24 protein-coding genes are annotated in these 17,794 nt (G+C 39.1%); 17 read left to right on the forward strand and 7 right to left on the reverse strand.

Annotated elements, in window-relative coordinates; genetic code table 11:
* Positions 1-35 precede the first annotated feature (35 nt).
* A complete protein-coding gene (locus J2S05_RS02095; protein ID WP_306979428.1) occupies positions 36-407 on the reverse strand; it encodes a PilZ domain-containing protein in 372 nt (123 codons plus the stop codon).
* A 51-nt stretch (positions 408-458) separates the two neighbouring features.
* Positions 459-1,097 (reverse strand): LysE family translocator, encoded by a 639-nt coding sequence (locus J2S05_RS02100; protein WP_306979430.1) that lies wholly within the window; start codon positions 1,095-1,097, stop codon positions 459-461.
* Positions 1,098-1,301: 204 nt separating this feature from the next.
* Between J2S05_RS02100 and J2S05_RS02105 the strand changes: the two genes are divergently transcribed.
* The 3 genes from J2S05_RS02105 to J2S05_RS02115 all read left to right on the forward strand — a co-directional run bounded on the left by J2S05_RS02105 (position 1,302) and on the right by J2S05_RS02115 (position 3,152).
* Positions 1,302-1,472 (forward strand): hypothetical protein, encoded by a 171-nt coding sequence (locus J2S05_RS02105; protein WP_306979432.1) that lies wholly within the window; start codon positions 1,302-1,304, stop codon positions 1,470-1,472.
* 150 nt (positions 1,473-1,622) lie between these two features.
* Positions 1,623-2,606 carry an aromatic acid exporter family protein gene (locus tag J2S05_RS02110; RefSeq protein WP_306979434.1) on the forward strand — a complete coding sequence of 328 codons (984 nt, stop codon included), beginning with the start codon at positions 1,623-1,625 and terminating at the stop codon, positions 2,604-2,606.
* Between the two features lie 24 nt (positions 2,607-2,630).
* Complete coding sequence (locus J2S05_RS02115; protein WP_306979436.1) at positions 2,631-3,152, forward strand: L,D-transpeptidase; 522 nt, start codon at positions 2,631-2,633, stop codon at positions 3,150-3,152.
* A 49-nt stretch (positions 3,153-3,201) separates the two neighbouring features.
* Here the strand turns inward: J2S05_RS02115 and prli42 are convergent, their stop codons facing one another.
* Positions 3,202-3,303 (reverse strand): stressosome-associated protein Prli42, encoded by a 102-nt coding sequence (gene prli42 / locus J2S05_RS02120; protein WP_306979438.1) that lies wholly within the window; start codon positions 3,301-3,303, stop codon positions 3,202-3,204.
* 95 nt (positions 3,304-3,398) lie between these two features.
* Between prli42 and mce the strand changes: the two genes are divergently transcribed.
* Together mce and J2S05_RS02130 are read left to right on the forward strand one after the other, a co-directional pair.
* Positions 3,399-3,845, forward strand: coding sequence for a methylmalonyl-CoA epimerase (mce, locus tag J2S05_RS02125; RefSeq protein ID WP_306979441.1), 447 nt, complete (start codon positions 3,399-3,401; stop codon positions 3,843-3,845).
* 32 nt (positions 3,846-3,877) lie between these two features.
* Entirely contained in the window at positions 3,878-4,996 is a 1,119-nt protein-coding gene (locus J2S05_RS02130; protein WP_306979444.1) for a M20/M25/M40 family metallo-hydrolase, read from the forward strand.
* A 62-nt stretch (positions 4,997-5,058) separates the two neighbouring features.
* On the opposite strand, the gene J2S05_RS02135 is transcribed toward J2S05_RS02130, so the two are convergent.
* A complete protein-coding gene (locus J2S05_RS02135; protein ID WP_306979447.1) occupies positions 5,059-5,265 on the reverse strand; it encodes a hypothetical protein in 207 nt (68 codons plus the stop codon).
* 151 nt (positions 5,266-5,416) lie between these two features.
* Between J2S05_RS02135 and J2S05_RS02140 the strand changes: the two genes are divergently transcribed.
* The 7 genes from J2S05_RS02140 (at position 5,417) to J2S05_RS02170 (ending at position 11,700) form a co-directional block, all read left to right on the forward strand.
* Positions 5,417-6,652, forward strand: coding sequence for a DNA polymerase IV (locus tag J2S05_RS02140; protein ID WP_306979449.1), 1,236 nt, complete (start codon positions 5,417-5,419; stop codon positions 6,650-6,652).
* Between the two features lie 89 nt (positions 6,653-6,741).
* A complete protein-coding gene (locus tag J2S05_RS02145; protein ID WP_306979451.1) occupies positions 6,742-9,021 on the forward strand; it encodes a hypothetical protein in 2,280 nt (759 codons plus the stop codon).
* On the forward strand, positions 9,018-9,314 hold the full coding sequence (locus tag J2S05_RS02150) for an EscU/YscU/HrcU family type III secretion system export apparatus switch protein (RefSeq protein WP_306979452.1): 297 nt from the start codon (positions 9,018-9,020) through the stop codon (positions 9,312-9,314). Before J2S05_RS02145 ends, J2S05_RS02150 begins: the two co-directional genes overlap by 4 nt.
* Before the next feature lie 52 nt (positions 9,315-9,366).
* A complete protein-coding gene (fliS, locus tag J2S05_RS02155; RefSeq protein ID WP_306979454.1) occupies positions 9,367-9,786 on the forward strand; it encodes a flagellar export chaperone FliS in 420 nt (139 codons plus the stop codon).
* 23 nt (positions 9,787-9,809) lie between these two features.
* Positions 9,810-10,622: a flagellin N-terminal helical domain-containing protein gene (locus tag J2S05_RS02160; protein WP_306979456.1), complete on the forward strand. Its 813-nt coding sequence runs from the start codon at positions 9,810-9,812 to the stop codon at positions 10,620-10,622.
* A 104-nt stretch (positions 10,623-10,726) separates the two neighbouring features.
* Entirely contained in the window at positions 10,727-11,164 is a 438-nt protein-coding gene (locus J2S05_RS02165) for a YaaR family protein (RefSeq protein ID WP_306979457.1), read from the forward strand.
* A 104-nt stretch (positions 11,165-11,268) separates the two neighbouring features.
* On the forward strand, positions 11,269-11,700 hold the full coding sequence (locus tag J2S05_RS02170) for an SRPBCC family protein (protein ID WP_306979459.1): 432 nt from the start codon (positions 11,269-11,271) through the stop codon (positions 11,698-11,700).
* Between the two features lie 51 nt (positions 11,701-11,751).
* Here J2S05_RS02170 and cbpB read toward each other — a convergent pair whose 3' ends face one another.
* Positions 11,752-12,189: a cyclic-di-AMP-binding protein CbpB gene (gene cbpB / locus J2S05_RS02175; protein ID WP_306979461.1), complete on the reverse strand. Its 438-nt coding sequence runs from the start codon at positions 12,187-12,189 to the stop codon at positions 11,752-11,754.
* A 217-nt stretch (positions 12,190-12,406) separates the two neighbouring features.
* On the opposite strand from cbpB, the gene J2S05_RS02180 reads away from it, so the two are divergent.
* The 5 genes from J2S05_RS02180 (at position 12,407) to cysC (ending at position 15,418) form a co-directional block, all read left to right on the forward strand.
* On the forward strand, positions 12,407-12,658 hold the full coding sequence (locus J2S05_RS02180; protein WP_306979462.1) for a hypothetical protein: 252 nt from the start codon (positions 12,407-12,409) through the stop codon (positions 12,656-12,658).
* Positions 12,659-12,786: 128 nt separating this feature from the next.
* Complete coding sequence (locus J2S05_RS02185; protein ID WP_306979464.1) at positions 12,787-12,930, forward strand: YezD family protein; 144 nt, start codon at positions 12,787-12,789, stop codon at positions 12,928-12,930.
* Positions 12,931-12,949: 19 nt separating this feature from the next.
* Positions 12,950-13,660, forward strand: a complete 711-nt coding sequence (locus tag J2S05_RS02190) for a phosphoadenylyl-sulfate reductase (RefSeq protein ID WP_306979466.1) — start codon at positions 12,950-12,952, stop codon at positions 13,658-13,660.
* Positions 13,661-13,676: 16 nt separating this feature from the next.
* Positions 13,677-14,819: a sulfate adenylyltransferase gene (gene sat / locus J2S05_RS02195; RefSeq protein ID WP_306979468.1), complete on the forward strand. Its 1,143-nt coding sequence runs from the start codon at positions 13,677-13,679 to the stop codon at positions 14,817-14,819.
* On the forward strand, positions 14,816-15,418 hold the full coding sequence (cysC, locus tag J2S05_RS02200; protein ID WP_306979470.1) for an adenylyl-sulfate kinase: 603 nt from the start codon (positions 14,816-14,818) through the stop codon (positions 15,416-15,418). Before sat ends, cysC begins: the two co-directional genes overlap by 4 nt.
* 36 nt (positions 15,419-15,454) lie before the next feature.
* Here cysC and J2S05_RS02205 read toward each other — a convergent pair whose 3' ends face one another.
* Both J2S05_RS02205 and J2S05_RS02210 read right to left on the reverse strand, forming a co-directional pair.
* Positions 15,455-17,215, reverse strand: a complete 1,761-nt coding sequence (locus J2S05_RS02205; RefSeq protein ID WP_306979471.1) for a S8 family peptidase — start codon at positions 17,213-17,215, stop codon at positions 15,455-15,457.
* Positions 17,216-17,341: 126 nt separating this feature from the next.
* Positions 17,342-17,644, reverse strand: coding sequence for a MerR family transcriptional regulator (locus tag J2S05_RS02210; RefSeq protein WP_143848559.1), 303 nt, complete (start codon positions 17,642-17,644; stop codon positions 17,342-17,344).
* Positions 17,645-17,794: the final 150 nt, after the last annotated feature.

Below are 17,794 nucleotides of genomic sequence, written 5' to 3' on the forward strand. Positions count from 1 at the left end.
ATTACGCATAACAATACTACAGTCATACATAAGGGTTATATCAATTTTTGATTGGACGACTGACGTTTTAACAGGTTAATCATTTCTGTTTTTGACTGCTCAGGTAAAGAAAGCTCAAGACCATAACTATATCCAGTAGATAAAGGACGTTTCCACTGAATAGCCCCTTCAAAAGTTAAAGGTTGTTCTTCCAGTGTGCATTCAACTTGAAGAGTTACAGCATAGTTGTTTGGATCTGGGAGATCATATTGGGTTTCTATTCCAATCCCTTTAGGACTTAGGTTTGTAATGGAGAGTTTCCCGTTAGAAGCTTTCACTTCTTGATGATTTACTTGGACAATGCAAAACGTTCCATCAAGAACAGGCTGAAAATCATAACGAAAACTCTCATCACGTTTGTAACGCATAAAAGACCCTCCTGCGAATGGTTTGCTATATACCTCAATTATCGACAGACTTTACGAGGAAATCAAGTAATAAAATTGAATGCCAAAATGAATTGAAAAATACGCAAGCATACTAGCCGCTGAAAAGTTAAGCCATTTTAGAACCTTTGGTTTCATTAAAAAAGATGAGAAATGAGCAAGGAACGACAAGTTCAAGTTCCAAAGTAAAATACCGGTAAATATTAAGATACTATGTCCGATAATTAAGGTCTCACTTGAACTCTCAACTAATTCACTTAAAACGGATCCATATATACCAAACCAAAACATAATATTTATGGGGTTAATAAGAGCAATCATAAGACCTGTGTAAAAGCACTTCGCAAAAATAGTTTTCTTAGGACGTACTAAGTGTCGATCTTTCCATAAAGATTGTGGTGCTTTTTGAAAAGTACGGATACTTAAAAACCCTAAAAATAAACAACCACACAAATAGAGGATCAGCTGAGTCGTTTCGTGAGTAAGCAATGACCCAAGGCCAAAATAGATAGCCGCCATAAATAACGCATCCGCAGTCATGCCACCAATACCTACAGCAATACCACCTAAAAAACCGTTTCGTAACGTACGATTGATGATTTCCAAACAAATAGGACCAACTGGGGCGGCTAAGGAAATTCCTAACACAATAGCTGAGATTGCAGTTATCACATCACTCTTCCTTTCTATCGCAAGCAATTTGCTCTCTTACTAATACATGAACTTGTCCATAGAAATAGACATGGTATTTTTTTCTTAATGTGAAAAAAACTAAAGAGATCTCTAAAATCCATGTGAAAGCGATTACTTCTATGTAGGCCGGGTACAGATTAGTAAGCAAGAAATAATAATTACAATTTGAAGGAGGAAGTAAAAATGAGTAAAAAGTTAATGTACAGTATGATGGCAGGAATCTTTTCAGTTGGAATGTTGGCAGCTTGCGGTGATGGTGGTACAGATGAAATGGACCCAGCTGATCCGGTAGAACCAACTGAACCAATGGATCCTGAAGGTGATGAATTAGGAGAAGAAGATTCTGATATGTAATCAACGAAAGACCAAACATGATGTCATGATACAACCATTGGCTAACAAGCCGCAGCTTGTTAGCCAATTTTGTGTGCATTCAAGGCTATCCGTTATGTTTCGTTTACAGTCATGGTAAAATAATATCTATGACAAGGAGATGAAAAGCGGATGAGATTTAAAATTGGCTACCGTACGATTAAAACAGCTATTGGTGTCTTAATGGCAACCGCCATTGCCCAAGCTTTGCAATTAGATTCATTTGGTTCGGCGGCCGTTATTACAATTTTATGTATTTCAGTTACAAGGAAGAATTCCTTGCGTGTGTCCTGGCATCGGTTTGCGGCATGTATGCTTGGTATGGTTACGTGTATGGGGATGTTTGAATTACTGGGTTATCATCCAATCATCTTAGGTTTGTTTATGTTACTATTTATCCCTATCGTTGTTGCTCTTAAGTTGAGCTTAGGCATTGTGACTAGTTCCGTTATCGTGCTCCATATATACGCGCATGGTAATGCAAGTCTGGACTTATTTATTAATGAATTTCTATTAGTTGTCATTGGAATAGGAACTGCGTTATTAATGAATTTATATATGCCAAGCAGTGAGCGACAACTTCGTACGTATAAAAAAAATATAGAAGAGAATTTTAGTTTGATCCTTTACGAGTTTTCTACGTATATTCGGCAGGGTGATAGCGAGTGGAACGGAGCAGAAATTTCTGATACGGTTCGTTTATTAGAGCAAGGAAAGAATGTAGCGATTCGTGAAATGAATAATCAAATCCTTCGAGATGAAGATCAATACTTTCACTACTTTCAGATGAGGGAAAAGCAATTTGAAATTTTAGAGCGATTAATGCCATTCATTACGACGATTCATGGATCGGTTTCGCAAAGTATTGATTTTGCAGATTTCTTAGAGGAATTAAGTAAGGCGGTTAGTCCAACAAATCATGTACCGTATTTTCTCGGAAGATTGGAAGAAATGCGGGAGAATTTTAAACAAATGGAGTTGCCGACAACCAGAGAAGAATTTGAAGTCCGTTCAGCACTTGCTTACATGATGCACGAACTGCAGCAATATCTACTGATTAAAGACAGCTTATGGAATGATAAAAAGGATAAATTATTAAAAAAACGTGCACTCTAACCTTTATAAGAAGGGGGAGTTTGCATGTTACAGGCCGTGCTTGCCATCTTTATTTTGGCTGCCTCGCCTATCTGGCCAATTGGTGAGAACCCAATAGATGGCGATCCTTTTGTGATTGTGAATGTTGACCGGAATCAATTGGCTTTTATCGAGGATGGGCGGGTTAAAGAAGTGCTGCCTGCTGCAACTGGCAAGCAACAGTCCAAAACACCACTCGGTTTATTTACAATAACTGTTAAGGCGGAGCAACCGTATTATCGAAAAAAAGACATACCCGGTGGTGACCCTACAAATCCACTTGGAAGCAGATGGATCGGGTTTGATGCTGAAGAAACAGAGGGTAGAACATATGGAGTGCATGGAACGAATCAACCATCTTCAGTTGGTTATGCTGTCACTTCAGGCTGTATTCGTCTAACAAATGAAAATATAGTAGAACTTTATGATCGCGTTCCAATTGGCACCAAAATCTTAATAACTACTAAGCAGCTTTCCTTTGAAGAGCTTGCAATCGAATATGGAGCTATACGAAGTGCCCCTAAATAATAACGCAAAAAAAAGAAACGCCTAAGGGCGTTTCTTTAAACAGTGCGATTTATAATCCTCCTATACCAGCCACTCCCATAAATACTCCACTAAGAATAATGGCAACAAGCATGACATAGATAATCACTTTTTGAACACCTTTTCTTTGCAAAACAATCAACCTCCTCAAAATACTAATGACTTATCAACTATTTTACTTGCCTTTGCCTAATCGGACAAGGGTAACGAGTGAAAAAGGAGAAACTTATGTCAAATCAATGGCAACAGGCCGAGACCCATATTGCAATTGCTGTATACTCCATTCAAGCTGCAAGAGGTTTTTACGAGCATAAGCTGGGTCTGAGTTGGGTGAAGGAAGAGGTGGTCCAAGAGCAAGGGGTGAAGCTGGCTTTATTAAAAGCAGGATCTACTAACATTGAACTTCTCGAACCATTAACGGAGGACAGTCCTGTAGCGAAATTCCTTCAGAAAAATGGTGAAGGAATCCATCATCTTGCACTAGGTACGTCCGATCTTCATACACAGATGACTAGTCTGAAACATACTGGAATATCATTTGTGTCAAATCAGCCAGTAAGCGGGGCGAACGGAACAAATATTGCGTTTATTCCTCCTAATCAAACACATGGTGTGTTGTTAGAACTTTGTGAGAAACAAGGCTTTAAGCGTGAAACAGAGAATGAAATGCTGTAGGATAAGAATGGAAATGGAGGGTTACATAACAGATGGTGAATGAAAATAGACTAAAAGACGAATTTATAGAATTGGTACAAATTGATTCAGAAACGGGTTCAGAGGGAGAAATAGCAAAGGTATTAAAGCAAAAATTTGAAGCCCTTGGTTTAGACGTATACGAAGATGCAGCAGCGGAGAAAACGGGGTATGGAGCTGGAAATATCATTGCTACTTTAGCTGCTTCAGATGAAAACGGTACTAACTCACCGATTTATTTCACATCTCATATGGATACTGTATTACCGGGCATTGGTGTAAAACCTCAGGTTAAGGATGGATATGTCATAACTGATGGAACAACGATTCTTGGAGCTGATGATAAAGCAGGTATCGCAGCGATGTTTGAAGCCATTCGTTTGTTAAAAGAACAAGGTATGTCTCATGGGGTCATTCAATTTGTTATTACAGTGGGAGAAGAGTCTGGTCTGATTGGAGCAAGGGTGCTTGAGCGTGACCGCCTCCTTGCGGAATATGGCTACGCGTTAGATAGCGATGGCCCAGTTGGAGATATTATCGTAGCGGCTCCAACGCAAGCGAAGATTAACGCGAAGATTTATGGACGGACAGCGCATGCCGGAGTAGAACCAGAGAAAGGAATTTCGGCTATTACTGTTGCTGCAAAGGCTGTATCGCGTATGCCACTCGGAAGAATTGACAAGGAAACGACTGCGAATATTGGGCGTTTTGAAGGTGGAAGTCAGACGAATATCGTTTGTGATTACGTTGAAGTGTTGGCTGAAGCCCGGTCGTTAGAGGAGTCCAAATTAAATAAGCAAGTCCAAAAAATGAAAAAAGGATTTGAAGAGGCAGCTGAGCTTATGGGAACAAGTGTTGAAGTTGACATTCAAATCACGTATCCAGGATATAAAAAGTCTGAAGCAGATCAAGTGGTACAAACAGCTCAAGCTGCACTGACATCAATTGGCCGTAATCCTAAGCTGCTTGAAAGTGGTGGGGGAAGTGATGCTAATATCATTTCTGGTTTAGGCATTCCAACTGTGAATTTGGCAGTAGGGTACGAAAAAATTCATACGAAAGAAGAGCGTATGCCTCTTCTTGAATTAACGAAAACCGTTGAAGCCATTGTTGCAATTACGCAGCATGCATAAATTAGTTTTATCTAAAAAAGGACATGATCCGCTACCAGTCGGGCCAGTCCTTTTTTGTGGTTTTAATGCAGAATCGTAGGTGCTAATGCATCGGTTTGACCGAACTCGAGGCTCTCTAAAATCATTTCTTCGGAATCACCAATGTTATTTGCTATTTCAGGAATCGTTGGTGAATATCCTTTTCTTTGTTTGTGCAGTCGGAGATAGTTGAATACTTTTTGTAGGATATCATCATACCGTGTATTCATGTCATGAATAAAGTAGGTCATATTCTGCTGCACCTCCATTAATGCGGGACTTAATACGAATGGTAACTTTGTATAATACCACTTTATCGTAACAAGTATCAAGTTGCAAGACATCTATGTTTAAAAAACGAACATTCTTTCGTATAATAGAGAGAAAGGAGGTGGTGGTGCTATGCGAATTTTATTCCATGTCGACATGAACAGTTTCTTTGCATCTGTGGAGCTTTCGTTCAGACCTGAGCTAAAAGGGAAACCAGTTGCTGTAGCCGGAAGTGTTGAAGACCGTCGAGGTATTATCGTTACAAGTACATATGAAGCACGAGCACGAGGTGTTAAGACAGCGATGCCGGTATGGCAGGCCAAAAAGCTATGTCCTGAGTTGATCATACTCAAATCAAATTTTGAGCGCTATCGGACCGCCTCCAGGAACATGTTTGACGTGTTAAGGTCATACACATCGTTGGTCGAACCTGTTTCCATAGATGAAGGCTATATGGATGTGACTCAGTATCACGGGCAGATTCATCCATATAAGCTTGCTGAGCAAATACAAGAACAATTAATTCGGGATATGAGTTTACCTTGCAGTATAGGGATCGCCCCTAATAAATTTCTCGCCAAAATGGCAAGTGATATGAAAAAGCCTAATGGCATTACAATATTACGAAAAAGAGAATTGCCTGAAATGCTGTGGCCATTAGCTATTAGCGAAATGCAGGGCATTGGAAAAAAGACCATAAGCAAATGGGAAAAGGCTAATATCAATACGATTGGAGAACTAGCAACAGCGGACTCTGGTATGATCATTGAGAAATTTGGATCGAGTGGATTGAAGCTGCAAAATAGAGCGAAAGGAAACGATGATCGTCCTGTGAACCCAGACTCCGTTCATGATTTTAAAAGTATCGGACATTCTACAACCCTGCCTATGGATACAAAAAATGAGCAAAAAATAGACACGATCCTTCAACAGCTTGCTGATTCAGTCAGTCACCGCTTAAGTAAAAAAGAAGTGGTCGCCTACGGAATTCAGATGACGATTAAATATCACGATTGGAAAGTCACAAATAAGAGCGAAAAGCTACGAAACCCTAGTCATTCATCAAACGATATCTATCAAAGAGCTAGAGCACTTTTCAAGCGTGCATGGAATCAAGAACCAATTAGATTATTAGGCATCAGTACATATGATTTGGTAGATAAAAGGCATGCCTATAAACAACTAAATCTTTTTTCACAAGAAAAGGATGTAAAGGACCTTCAAATTGAGCAAGCTGTGGAAAGTCTTCAGAAACGCTTCGGCCAACATGCTCTTGTAAAAGGAGCAAATGGTTATGAAGCAAGGAGACGATGGATTGAGCAACGTTCATTGCGAGGAACTAGTCTTGAGAAACCAGATGATAAATAATACATGTTATTTTTGAAGTCGCACTGTTAATAGTGCGACTTATTTTACCGATAAAAGAGGTACAAAGAACGTGACCGGGAGTGTGTATCATGCAGATTAGTCAACTATTAAGTGGGAATAATGTTCAACCTGAGCGGCAAGTAAAGAAAGGTGAGATTATACGAGGGGCAACAATCGAACCGATTTCTAATTTCGAAGCTAAAGTGACGTATAAAGGAAAAGAAATGAAGGTCACGGTAGACGGTCAAATGCCAAAATCAGGTGCAGTCTCTCTTCAAGTAACTGAATCTGGTGAAAATGGAATTCGTGTAAGAGAATGGACCTCTGAGGATCGGAAACAAAAACCAGCTCAGATAGATCCATCAGTTGAATTGGCTCAAAAAGCAGGTATTAAAAGACCCTCTCCCCTATTAGTACAGGCGATAAAAGTCGCAGAAGCGAATGGTCAAGCTGTATCTAGTGAATCCATTCAAGCCTTAGATAGATTTATCGGCTCATCAAACGATCCGTCTAAATTGAATACGTTACGCGCGTTACTATCTAAACAGTTACCCATTACAGATAGTCACATTAAAGCTGTTCACGAAACGTTACATGGGAAGCCTTTAAATCAAGTATTAACTGAGCTTGATAAGCAATTAACAACTCAACCTGAACGCAGCCAATCAACGTTATCAAAAGATCAGGTTTTAAAGCTTATTAATCAGTTGACTGAAGGGAAAGAACTGAAAGGTCCAGAAAAACGATTTATCGATAATGTTCGAGATCGAGTTATTGAAGGTGCCTTGACGGGGAAATATGAGCAGTTACTTACTTTAGTGAAAGAAACAATAAGTGGGAAAACGGGCCCAGATATTACTGCGCCTCAAAACCGACCAACTATTGAAAAGCATCCTGAAGAACCAATGAACCAAAGGCCGGCAGGGGCAACCCAACCGAAAGACCAGTTACAGGCAGTTCTTCTTCAACTCAGTCAATTCGTGCAGACAGAGGGAAACCCACAGAAAGCAGTGGAAGCTATTCAAACTACACTTCAATCAAACAAAGACTTACCAGCTGAACAAGTACACAGAATGAATGTTGAAATTAGTAAAGCTGTGGAAAAAATTCATAGTGGCAGAGAGCTTGCTGCGAGGCAAATTCTATCTACTAGTATTGAAAATGAAGTAAATAGACTTTCACAAGAAGAAGCACAGTTAGTCATGCCTGCCGTATCATCATCCGTTCAACCATCTTCTCAACAACAAAGTAGTAAACAAATAGCCGTTACAACGGTGACAGAGAAAATGGCTAGCCTAACAACAGAATTTAGAGAGTTTCAAAGAGAGGCTTCTAGAACACTTAGACAACTAGCCATAGATTTAACGCCAACTAGACCAGTGGATACGCATCAAACTAAAAATCAACTTGATTCAATCATCCGCAAACTGGATCACTCCATTTTAAGAGGAGAATTGATGCAGTTTGCAGATATGAAAACGGAGAAAAGCTTGATGATGGCTAGTAGTAAGCTTGGTGAAGCGAAGCAACTACTTGAATCTGGTCAAGCACAGAAGGCTGCTCAAATGGTTTCACAGGTACAAAAACAAGTAGATCAACTTGTGTTCAAACCGTCTGAAACAAAGGTTGTGTTTGCGACGAATCAATCCCAACTAGACCTTAGCTCAAAACTTGCAACACAAGCATCGCCGTTACAGTTGTTTGAAGAAGCAGGATTAAAAGCACAAGAAGGCACAGCTCGTGGCGTCTTTGACATGGTAAGGAAGATGGGCATGAATCATGAAACAGAGGTTGCCCAACAACTTACAAGGCTAGATACAAGCAAAGATCCACAGGTTTCAGAACGAAATATAAAACAATCGTTGCTCCAATTAGTACAGCAACATGAAGAAGGTAGTAGAGCGTCTCAGTTGGCAAATCAAGCCTTAAATAATGTGACCGGACAGCAACTATTAAGTAAACAAGACGCCCAACCTATTCAGAGTTTGTTTTTTCAATTGCCTCTCGTATTAGAACAAAAGGTAGAGCAACTTCAATGTTTCATTCAGTCTAAAAAAGAAGGGGAACAGGTAGATTGGCAAAATTGTAGCCTTTACTTTCTAATGGAGACGAAAAAAATGGGAGACATAGGCATATCTGTGAGAGTAGCGCAAAGACAACTTTCTGTAACATTAAAAAATGACCAAGAAGATTTTAAACTTAAGATGGAGCCCCTTGTTTCAAAGGCGATAGCAAAGGTTGAAGATATTGGCTACACAATCTCTGGCATTTCTTTTGCTCCATTCTCAGATAATAAAGAACAAGAGCCCGTTCCTTCAACTGCCAAACCAGTCTATACGTCAGAGAAAGGATTTGATTTTAAGATATGAGTACCTTTCATTATTATAATGATTTAAAGAAGAGACAAACGAATGGGGCTTCAGCGGCCGTGATCCGTTATGAAGATGAAGGCTCTGTTCCGAAAATAGTGGCTCAAGGGAGAGGCCAAGTGGCTAATCAAATTATGGAACTGGCAAAGCAACATGATGTGCATGTACAAGAAGACGCCGGACTCCTCTCGAACTTACTAGATATGGATTTAGGTGATAATATTCCGCCGCAGCTTTATTCGGTCATGGCAGAAATTCTTTTATTAATAGAAGAGATGGAACAAAACTATTAATGAATAAGCCAATCCTGTCGATAGTATAAGTAGAAGTAAAGGAGTGAAAGTAGTGCCACTTATTTCACAAGAAACTCTTCATAAAAAAACATCTCAAGAATTAACATTGTTACTTTATGAAGCTGCATTAAATAATCTTGAATTAGCTAATGATGCATTGGAACAACGGCAGTTTGAAAAAGTTAACCATCATCTGCAAAAAACAAACGATATTTTGCACCGACTTGGTGTAGGCTTAAATTATGATGCGGGTATACTTTCTGATCAGTTGGAACAGCTTTATAACTATTTAGCTGATGAAGTCGTTATCGCTAATTTTTTGAAGGACAAACAGCGTATTAATCATGTACATGCTATCCTACACTCATTATTTATTGCTTGGATCGAAGCAGTGAAAGAAAAAAAAGAACCATCTGATCGAATGAATATAAAACAAACAAATGCCTATGAAAAAAATGCATTTTACGAATAAACCCTTATAAGGAGAGATTACTTTTGAAGATTAATAATAATATACAGGCACTTAATGCCTATCGGAACCTCAGTCAAAACCAAGTACATACATCAAAGAATCTAGAGAAGCTTTCATCGGGACTTCGAATTAATCGTGCAGCTGATGACGCTGCAGGTCTAGCTATCTCTGAAAAGATGCGTTCTCAAATTCGCGGGTTAGAAATGGCTGAGCGAAATGCATTAGATGGTGTTTCTCTTATGCAAACTGCAGAAGGAGCGATGCAGGAGGTTCATTCCATGTTACAGCGTATGCGGGAGTTAGCTGTGCAGGCATCAAATGACACAAATGACAGCTTTGACCGCGAGCAAATTCAAGCGGAAATCAAAGAGCTATCTGATGAAATTGATGAGATATCTAAAAAAACAGAGTTTAACTCTAAAAAGTTATTAAATGGTACGTTAAGTGGAATTCAATTTCAAATTGGACCTAACGCCAACCAATTCGTAACCTTTGAAATACCACAAATGGATTCTGGAACATTAGGTATTACTGGAATCGATGTTTCGACAAATGAAGCAGCTAATCAAGCGATTGAAGATTTGGATGAAGCAATTAAAAGAGTCTCACAAAGTCGATCAACACTGGGAGCCATTCAAAATCGTTTGGAGCATACGATCAACAATCTTCAAGTCACAAAAGAAAACCTGACGTCATCCGAATCAAGAATACGTGATGCGGACATGGCGCTTGAAATGACTGAGTTCACACGAAATAATATCTTAAACCAGTCAGCAACGGCTATGCTTGCACAGGCAAACCAGTTGCCTCAAGGTGTGCTTCAACTTCTACAATAAGACTTAGACGAAAAGGAGTAAGTCCTTTTCGTTTTTTCTCTCTCTACTAAGTAAATGTGGTAGACTAGAACGATATAAGTAAGTAAGGAAAGGCGTGAAACGCAGTGGATGTAGAGCGTATTATGCGTACTGGTGTTCAAAAGGTTGAGCGAAAGAAAACGGACATTCAGCCATCAACAAGCTTCTCAGAAGTCATCAATAAACAGCGATCAGATAAAGCAATGGAGCAGTTAACGAAATTGATGCAACAAGTTGAGGACCAGGGGAAGGTACTTTCTGAGTCACGGACAGTTGATGAACTTCGGAAGTACAAAAAGCTTGTGAAGGACTTTATGGAGGATGCTGTGGCGCACGGTCTTAGCTTAGAAGAGCGACGAGGATTTAATCGTCGTGGTCGGACGAAGATCTACAAGCTTGTGCAAGAGGTGGACAGTAAGTTAATTGATTTAACGAATGATGTATTAAATAAGGAAAAAAATAGTTTAGATATTTTGCAAAAGGTTGGCGAGATTAAAGGCTTACTGGTTAACATCTACGCTTAGACTAATTAGTTTGATGCACATCACGTGTATCAGACTTTTTCTTTTTAAATGTGAACATGATATACTGCATAGAAGAAAGTTGATTGAAAAGGGGGTTCGAGAAAATGGATAGACTAGTCTATACCTATAGGACAACCATCGATGCACCAATGAAAAAAGTGTGGGATTTCTTTCAAGATCCAACTAATCTCGCTCGAATTCAGAGATTTCCTAAGGTAAATGTGAAGGAATCAGGATCTGATGAAGGTAGTAAAGTCAAGTTGAAGATTGGTTACTTAGGCGTGGGGGTTAACTGGGATGCAACGATTGAAACAGTTAAGAAACCTCATTACTTTGTAGATACGGCAGAAAAACCTCCATTTCCGTTTACATATTGGCGTCATACGCACCGATTTGAAAGAGAAAATGGAAAGAGTGTGATCATTGACGAGCTAGAATTTGCAGCAAGAATTCCAAGTGCTATATCAAGTAAGCTTCTGACCTATATGTTCCAATCAAGAGAGAAACAAATAATGAAGGCTTTTCAAGAAAATTAAATAGAAAAGCAACAAAAAAGAATGACCACATGCATGTGGTCATTCTTTTTTTTATTTATGCAGATATTTACTAACTAATGCGAGGATAGAGCGCCTTGTTAGTATGCTAACAAACGAGCCTTGCTCATCTACGACACACATAAAGGGATGGTTGATTGAGAGTGTTAAAGCTCGGGCAAACGTCGCATCTTGTTGAATTGTTGGAACATCTTTTTCCATGATATCTGCAACCGTCTTATTTTGAAGCTTATCGACTTCAATGAATTCCAAGCCTAGCAAAGAGTCTAGAATGATCGATTTGCTAATTAATCCGTGTAGTTTATCTTTATTGTCTAATACAGGAATAGCTGTATAGCCTGACTTAACCAATACAAGCAAAGCATGTTCAAGTGGATTATTTAACTGAACATGAGCCACTTTCTCAGCAGGAATGAGTAGCTCTTCAATTTCATTATCCATAAGTTGTTGATTTTTTAAGATATCAAACAAAGAAATCACTTCTTTTTTAGGTTATTTTTTAGAGATTATACTCGCTGGGTAATCAGTAATTATTGAGGGGAAAAGCTTAGCAGCGGAATAGTTCTTTCTTTTATCCTACTAATAATTTAAGCTCTTTGTCAAGAGATCTGAAACGCTTCCAAGGCATATGTGACAGTCGCATAAAGCGAGGATAACGGGGCACACTGAAAAATAAAAGAGGTGTGACATGCATTCAAAACAAACCGTGAAATATATATGTGAAAGATACCCTTCTGGCCAATCATATTATTACAAACAAGAAATCATTACTCATGATAGTTGGGATAATATTGACTCGATCGCTTGGTCGACACCACGTCCAATTACAAAGAAGACATTTGAAAAAAGAAAGAAGGATCAGTACCGAGTGGAGATCAGAGTTAAGCATAAGCTACCTGCGGAGGTCATTCGTATAGAGAGCTATAGAAGTCAGTCATAAGTAGGGTTGGTTTTTCTTTTGAGTCATTGACATTAGAATATGAAACGGCTAAAATGACATTAATCTAATAAAGCATATGTATTTACAGGGAATTGTCTTTCTTGCTTTATATTCTAAGGAGGCAATACATGGATAAAACAGATGGCGAGGTTCTTGAGAAATTGTCAGATCTTTTAGAAAATCTTCAATATGGGTCTGTTACTATTTATGTGCAAGATGGAAAGGTTGTCCAGATGGAGAAAAATGAGAAGGTTAGAGTGGGTAAAAGGTAAGTGAAGGGAGAATAGGACGTTGAGTCAAGTACTCTATGAAAATACAAATAATCAAGGCTTTCAAGATATTAACGAATCATTAGTTAGCTTAGATAGTTTAGATGTTCTAAGATGGGCGTTTGATATGTATGGTGATGAACTTGTTTATGCCTGTAGCTTTGGTGCCGAGAGCATGGTACTGATTGATTTAATCAGTAAAGTGAAACCAAACGCTCACATCTTGTTTCTTGACACCCATTTTCATTTTATTGAAACGTATCAGCTTATTGAAAAAGTAAAAAAGAAATATCCCTCATTACAAATTGATCTGGAAGAACCTCAGCTTACCCCGTTAGAACAAGCTGAAAAACATGGAGATCAACTTTGGAAAACAAACCCTGATCTTTGTTGTAAGATTCGTAAGCTTGATCCATTAGAAGGTAGGCTAAATCAAAAAGCTGCATGGATATCTGGTTTACGCAGGGAACAATCACCTACAAGAGCGAATACACAATTTATTAATCAAGATAATCGCTTCAAATCAGTAAAAGTATGTCCCCTTATTCACTGGAAAGAAGACGAGATATGGATGTATATTAAGCTGCACAAACTTCCATATAATAAGCTTCATGATCAAAACTATCCTAGTATCGGCTGCACACACTGCACAAAGCAGGTAGCAGATGGTGAGGATAGCAGAAGTGGTAGATGGTCCAATACAGACAAAACAGAATGCGGATTGCATCAATAAAGGAGAGACAGTGACTATGACAAGTATTGCAGCACATGGTGGAGAACTCGTTCAACGATACCATCCAGAGTATAAGATCCCAAACGATCTAACAGAAATTGAACTAGACACATTTTCGTTATCAGATTTGGAACTTATAGCAATTGGTGGTTTCAGTCCAATCACTGGGTTTATGAATCAAGCAGATTATGAATCTGTTGTTTCTACTATTCGTCTTGAAGATGGAACGGTTTGGAGCATCCCAATCACACTACCTGTTACCGAGGAGCGAGCTGCTCAGCTTAGCAAAGGTGAAGAAGTGAAGTTAGTTTATAAGGGAGAAGTATACGGACTCATTACAGTAACCGACTGGTTTACTCCTGATAAGACCTTAGAGGCCGAACAAGTGTATCGTACATCAGATGCTGCTCACCCAGGTGTAAAAAAACTGTATGAGAGACCCTCTGTCTATGTATCTGGTCCCATTATCTTAACGAAAAGACTTGAACGAGAGCGTTTTGAACAGTACCATCTTGACCCTAAAGAGACAAGAGCGATTTTCAAAGAGAACGGATGGAAAACCATTGTAGGTTTTCAAACTCGGAATCCTGTACATCGAGCCCATGAGTATATTCAAAAGTCTGCACTAGAAATTGTGGACGGCCTTCTGCTGAATCCATTAGTTGGTGAAACGAAATCGGATGATATCCCAGCCGATGTACGGATGGAAAGTTATGAAGTCTTATTGGACAAATACTACCCAAAAGACCGTGTTTCTTTAGCTGTATTCCCTGCGGCGATGCGATATGCTGGACCACGTGAGGCAATTTTTCATGCATTAGTACGCAAAAATTATGGCTGCACACACTTTATTGTCGGTCGTGATCATGCTGGAGTAGGAGATTATTACGGAACGTATGATGCACAGACTATTTTTGAACAATTTATAGAAGAAGACCTTGGCATTCGACCATTATTTTTTGAGCATAGTTTTTATTGTAAGGCGTGTGGGAACATGGCTTCTACTAAAACATGCCCTCACGATGCTGACAGTCGCGTCATCTTATCTGGAACGAAAGTACGTGAGATGTTAAGTAACGGGGATGTACCTCCTCAGGAATTTAGCCGTCCAGAGGTTGTGGAAGTATTAATCCGCGGAATGAAGAAGGTGGGCGTATGACAAAACCTTCAGCAAATCTTTTTTGGCATGAAGCAGAAGTCACGAAGACTTCTCGCCAAGAGCAAAAAGGACATCGGAGCACAGTCATCTGGTTTACGGGTTTGTCCGGAGCGGGAAAATCAACTATAGCCAATGCAGTAGAACAACGACTAGCGCAAGAACAAAAGCATACGTATCTTTTAGATGGTGATAATATTCGATTAGGTTTAAACAAAGGGTTAGGTTTCTCGGAACAAGATCGTAAGGAGAACATCAGACGAATTGGAGAAGTGTCCAAGCTTTTTGTAGATGCTGGTGTAATTGTTGCGACGGCTTTTATTTCACCTTTTAGAGAAGATCGTGATTCAGTTCGTGCGCTATTAGGGAAGAATGAATTTATTGAGGTGTATGTACGTTGTTCAATAGAAGAATGTGAACAACGAGATCCCAAAGGATTATATAAAAAAGCAAGAGCTGGTGAAATTCCTGAATTCACTGGAATCAGCTCCCCGTATGAGGAGCCGAACCAGCCCGAACTCGTTTTGGATTCGGATAAAGAATCAGTAGATGTGCTTGTTGAAAAAGTCATTGCATACCTTAAAGCGAATCAAATTATCTAATGACACATGGAGGAGGGATGGTACTCTCCTCTTTTTTTATGGTTTCGCTTCATCTATAGCTGCTTGGGCATTAATTTCACCGTAACCATAATACTTATCTTTTCCTGGCATGCCAAGATCGGTTGCTGTGTTGCGAATAATTTCATACACTTCATCATTGGTTAGCTCTAGATTGACTGATCGAATTAAGGCGGCAAGTCCTGCAACATGTGGACTGGCCATAGAGGTTCCAGACATGACTACATATTGATTGTCGACAAATAAGCTGGGTATGCTTGTCCCTGGAGCGGCAACATCGACATGTTCACCATAATTAGAATAAAACGCCCGTTCCTTTGATTCATCTAGAGCGGCGACTGTAAGAACCTCAGGATAAATGGCTGGATACATTGGATCGTCGACATTGTCGTTACCTGAAGCCGTTACAATGATCACGTCGTTCTCGTAAGCGTATCGAATAGCATCATACAGAATTTTTGAATCATGATAATCACCAAGACTCATGTTAATTACATCAGCTCCGTTGTCTACGGCCCAGTAGAGACCTTTCGCAACGGCATAGGATGAGCCTTCTCCATTTTCATCTAATACTTTTATAGGAAGAAGCCTGCTGTTCCAAGAAACGCCTGCTATTCCATCCTGATTATCTGTAATGGCGGCTGCAATACCGGATACGTGAGTACCATGGCCATGTTCATCTTTAATATCATCGGAATCATCTATGGCATTAAAGCCTTCTTCTATTTTATCGCTTAGCTCAAGATGACTTGGATCAATGCCAGTATCAAGAATGGCGATCGTCACATCGGATCCATCGGAAGAATTCCATGCTTTCTCAAGCTCAAGCTGTTTTAAATTCCATTGATAAGGCTCAAAGAACTCATCATTTGGAATTGCATCCTGCTTCGCAATTCGATAATCGGGTTCAACATAAACAAGGTATGGATCGTCATTTAACCGTTCTATTAACTGTTGAGAAGTGACGTTGTTATGTTCGACAAGATAAAAGGGTGAATTGTTTTCAACAATGGTTAGGTCAGAGTGATTCTCAAAAAAAGCATGTGCATCATCAGCTTTTTTAAACTTAATAATCGCACGATTTTTGGTGTAGTGCTCAGAATTGATTTTTGGTTGCTGATCTTTTGAATGAACAACAATTTTCCAATCAAGTTCTGATACAGTTTCCACATGTTGTCCATTTGGTACATCATCTAATGTTGTCCATTCTACCGTTGCACTATCACTTGATGCAAAAAAGTTTCCACCTGCATCAGCAACAGATGCAAGGTCTTTTATAAACGTTCGAACAAATGATAAATCAATTTCTCCAACAACCTTGGACCCGTCATTTAACTTCTTTCCAAGGAGCATATACTGTGTTCCATCCTTTTCATAAGGGAGGGAATATTCATGGTCAGCTTTTGATTGATTTAATTTGGAATAGTCTGGAGTGTTCAAAAAGCCAATCCGTACTTGTTCATTGTTCTCCTTCAAATGTGCAAATCCAGTGATATGAGGATGTTCGTTGAGCTCAGCTTCCAATGAAGCTTTTGTTATTTGCTCAGAATCAGCCCACGTTTCAAGCTGATGGTTCATTTGTTGAATAAACAATGAGGTCGTTTGTTTTAAATCACTGGCCAACAATTTATCCATTGTGTGAGTGTCGTATTGTTGGTCAATGGATAATCCTTGTATATCAGCTGATTGATTTTTAGGAAAGGCATAACTTGCTACTATGATTAGCAAGGCGACACTTGCAATGATCATAAGTGGTTTAACAAATCGTTTGATATTCATGTTGTAGCCCCTTTTAATACGATAAAAATTGATTTATCCTTAGTAAAGGTAGTATAACTCGTACAACATAAATCAATCTTGGTAATACTAGGCACAAAAAAACAGGAAGCGGTCGCTTCCTGCTACTTATTTACGAATATTAAATGCTGCGTTAATTTGGCCTCGAAGCATACGTTCTCGAACTTCTTGCTTTTTGATGGCCTTCTGTTCCATTTTCCTGATTTCAAACGTCTGCATACCATCCTCCATCTTATTGGCGATGTCAATCAGGCGTTCAACATCAAGGAATGAATATTTACGAGTGCCGCCCTTTGAGCGCTCTGGAAACAATAGTTTTCGTTCTTCATAATATCGGATTTTTCGTTCAGATAAACCCGTAAGCTCACTTACGATTCCAATGGTGATGACTTTCTTATCTTTATAAGACAACTTCTCCACCTCACTAAAAATCACTAATACGATTTACTTTGTAATAATATATCACATTCATTTTGTACTGTCTGAGAAGTAGTTAGATTATCTGACATTATTTATGGGAATGCATTCCCAAATATCATCATAGCGGTCTATCATACGATT

The organism is Alkalicoccobacillus murimartini (assembly GCF_030813245.1).
In the GTDB taxonomy this organism is placed as follows: Bacteria; Bacillota; Bacilli; order Bacillales; family Bacillaceae_D; genus Alkalicoccobacillus; species Alkalicoccobacillus murimartini.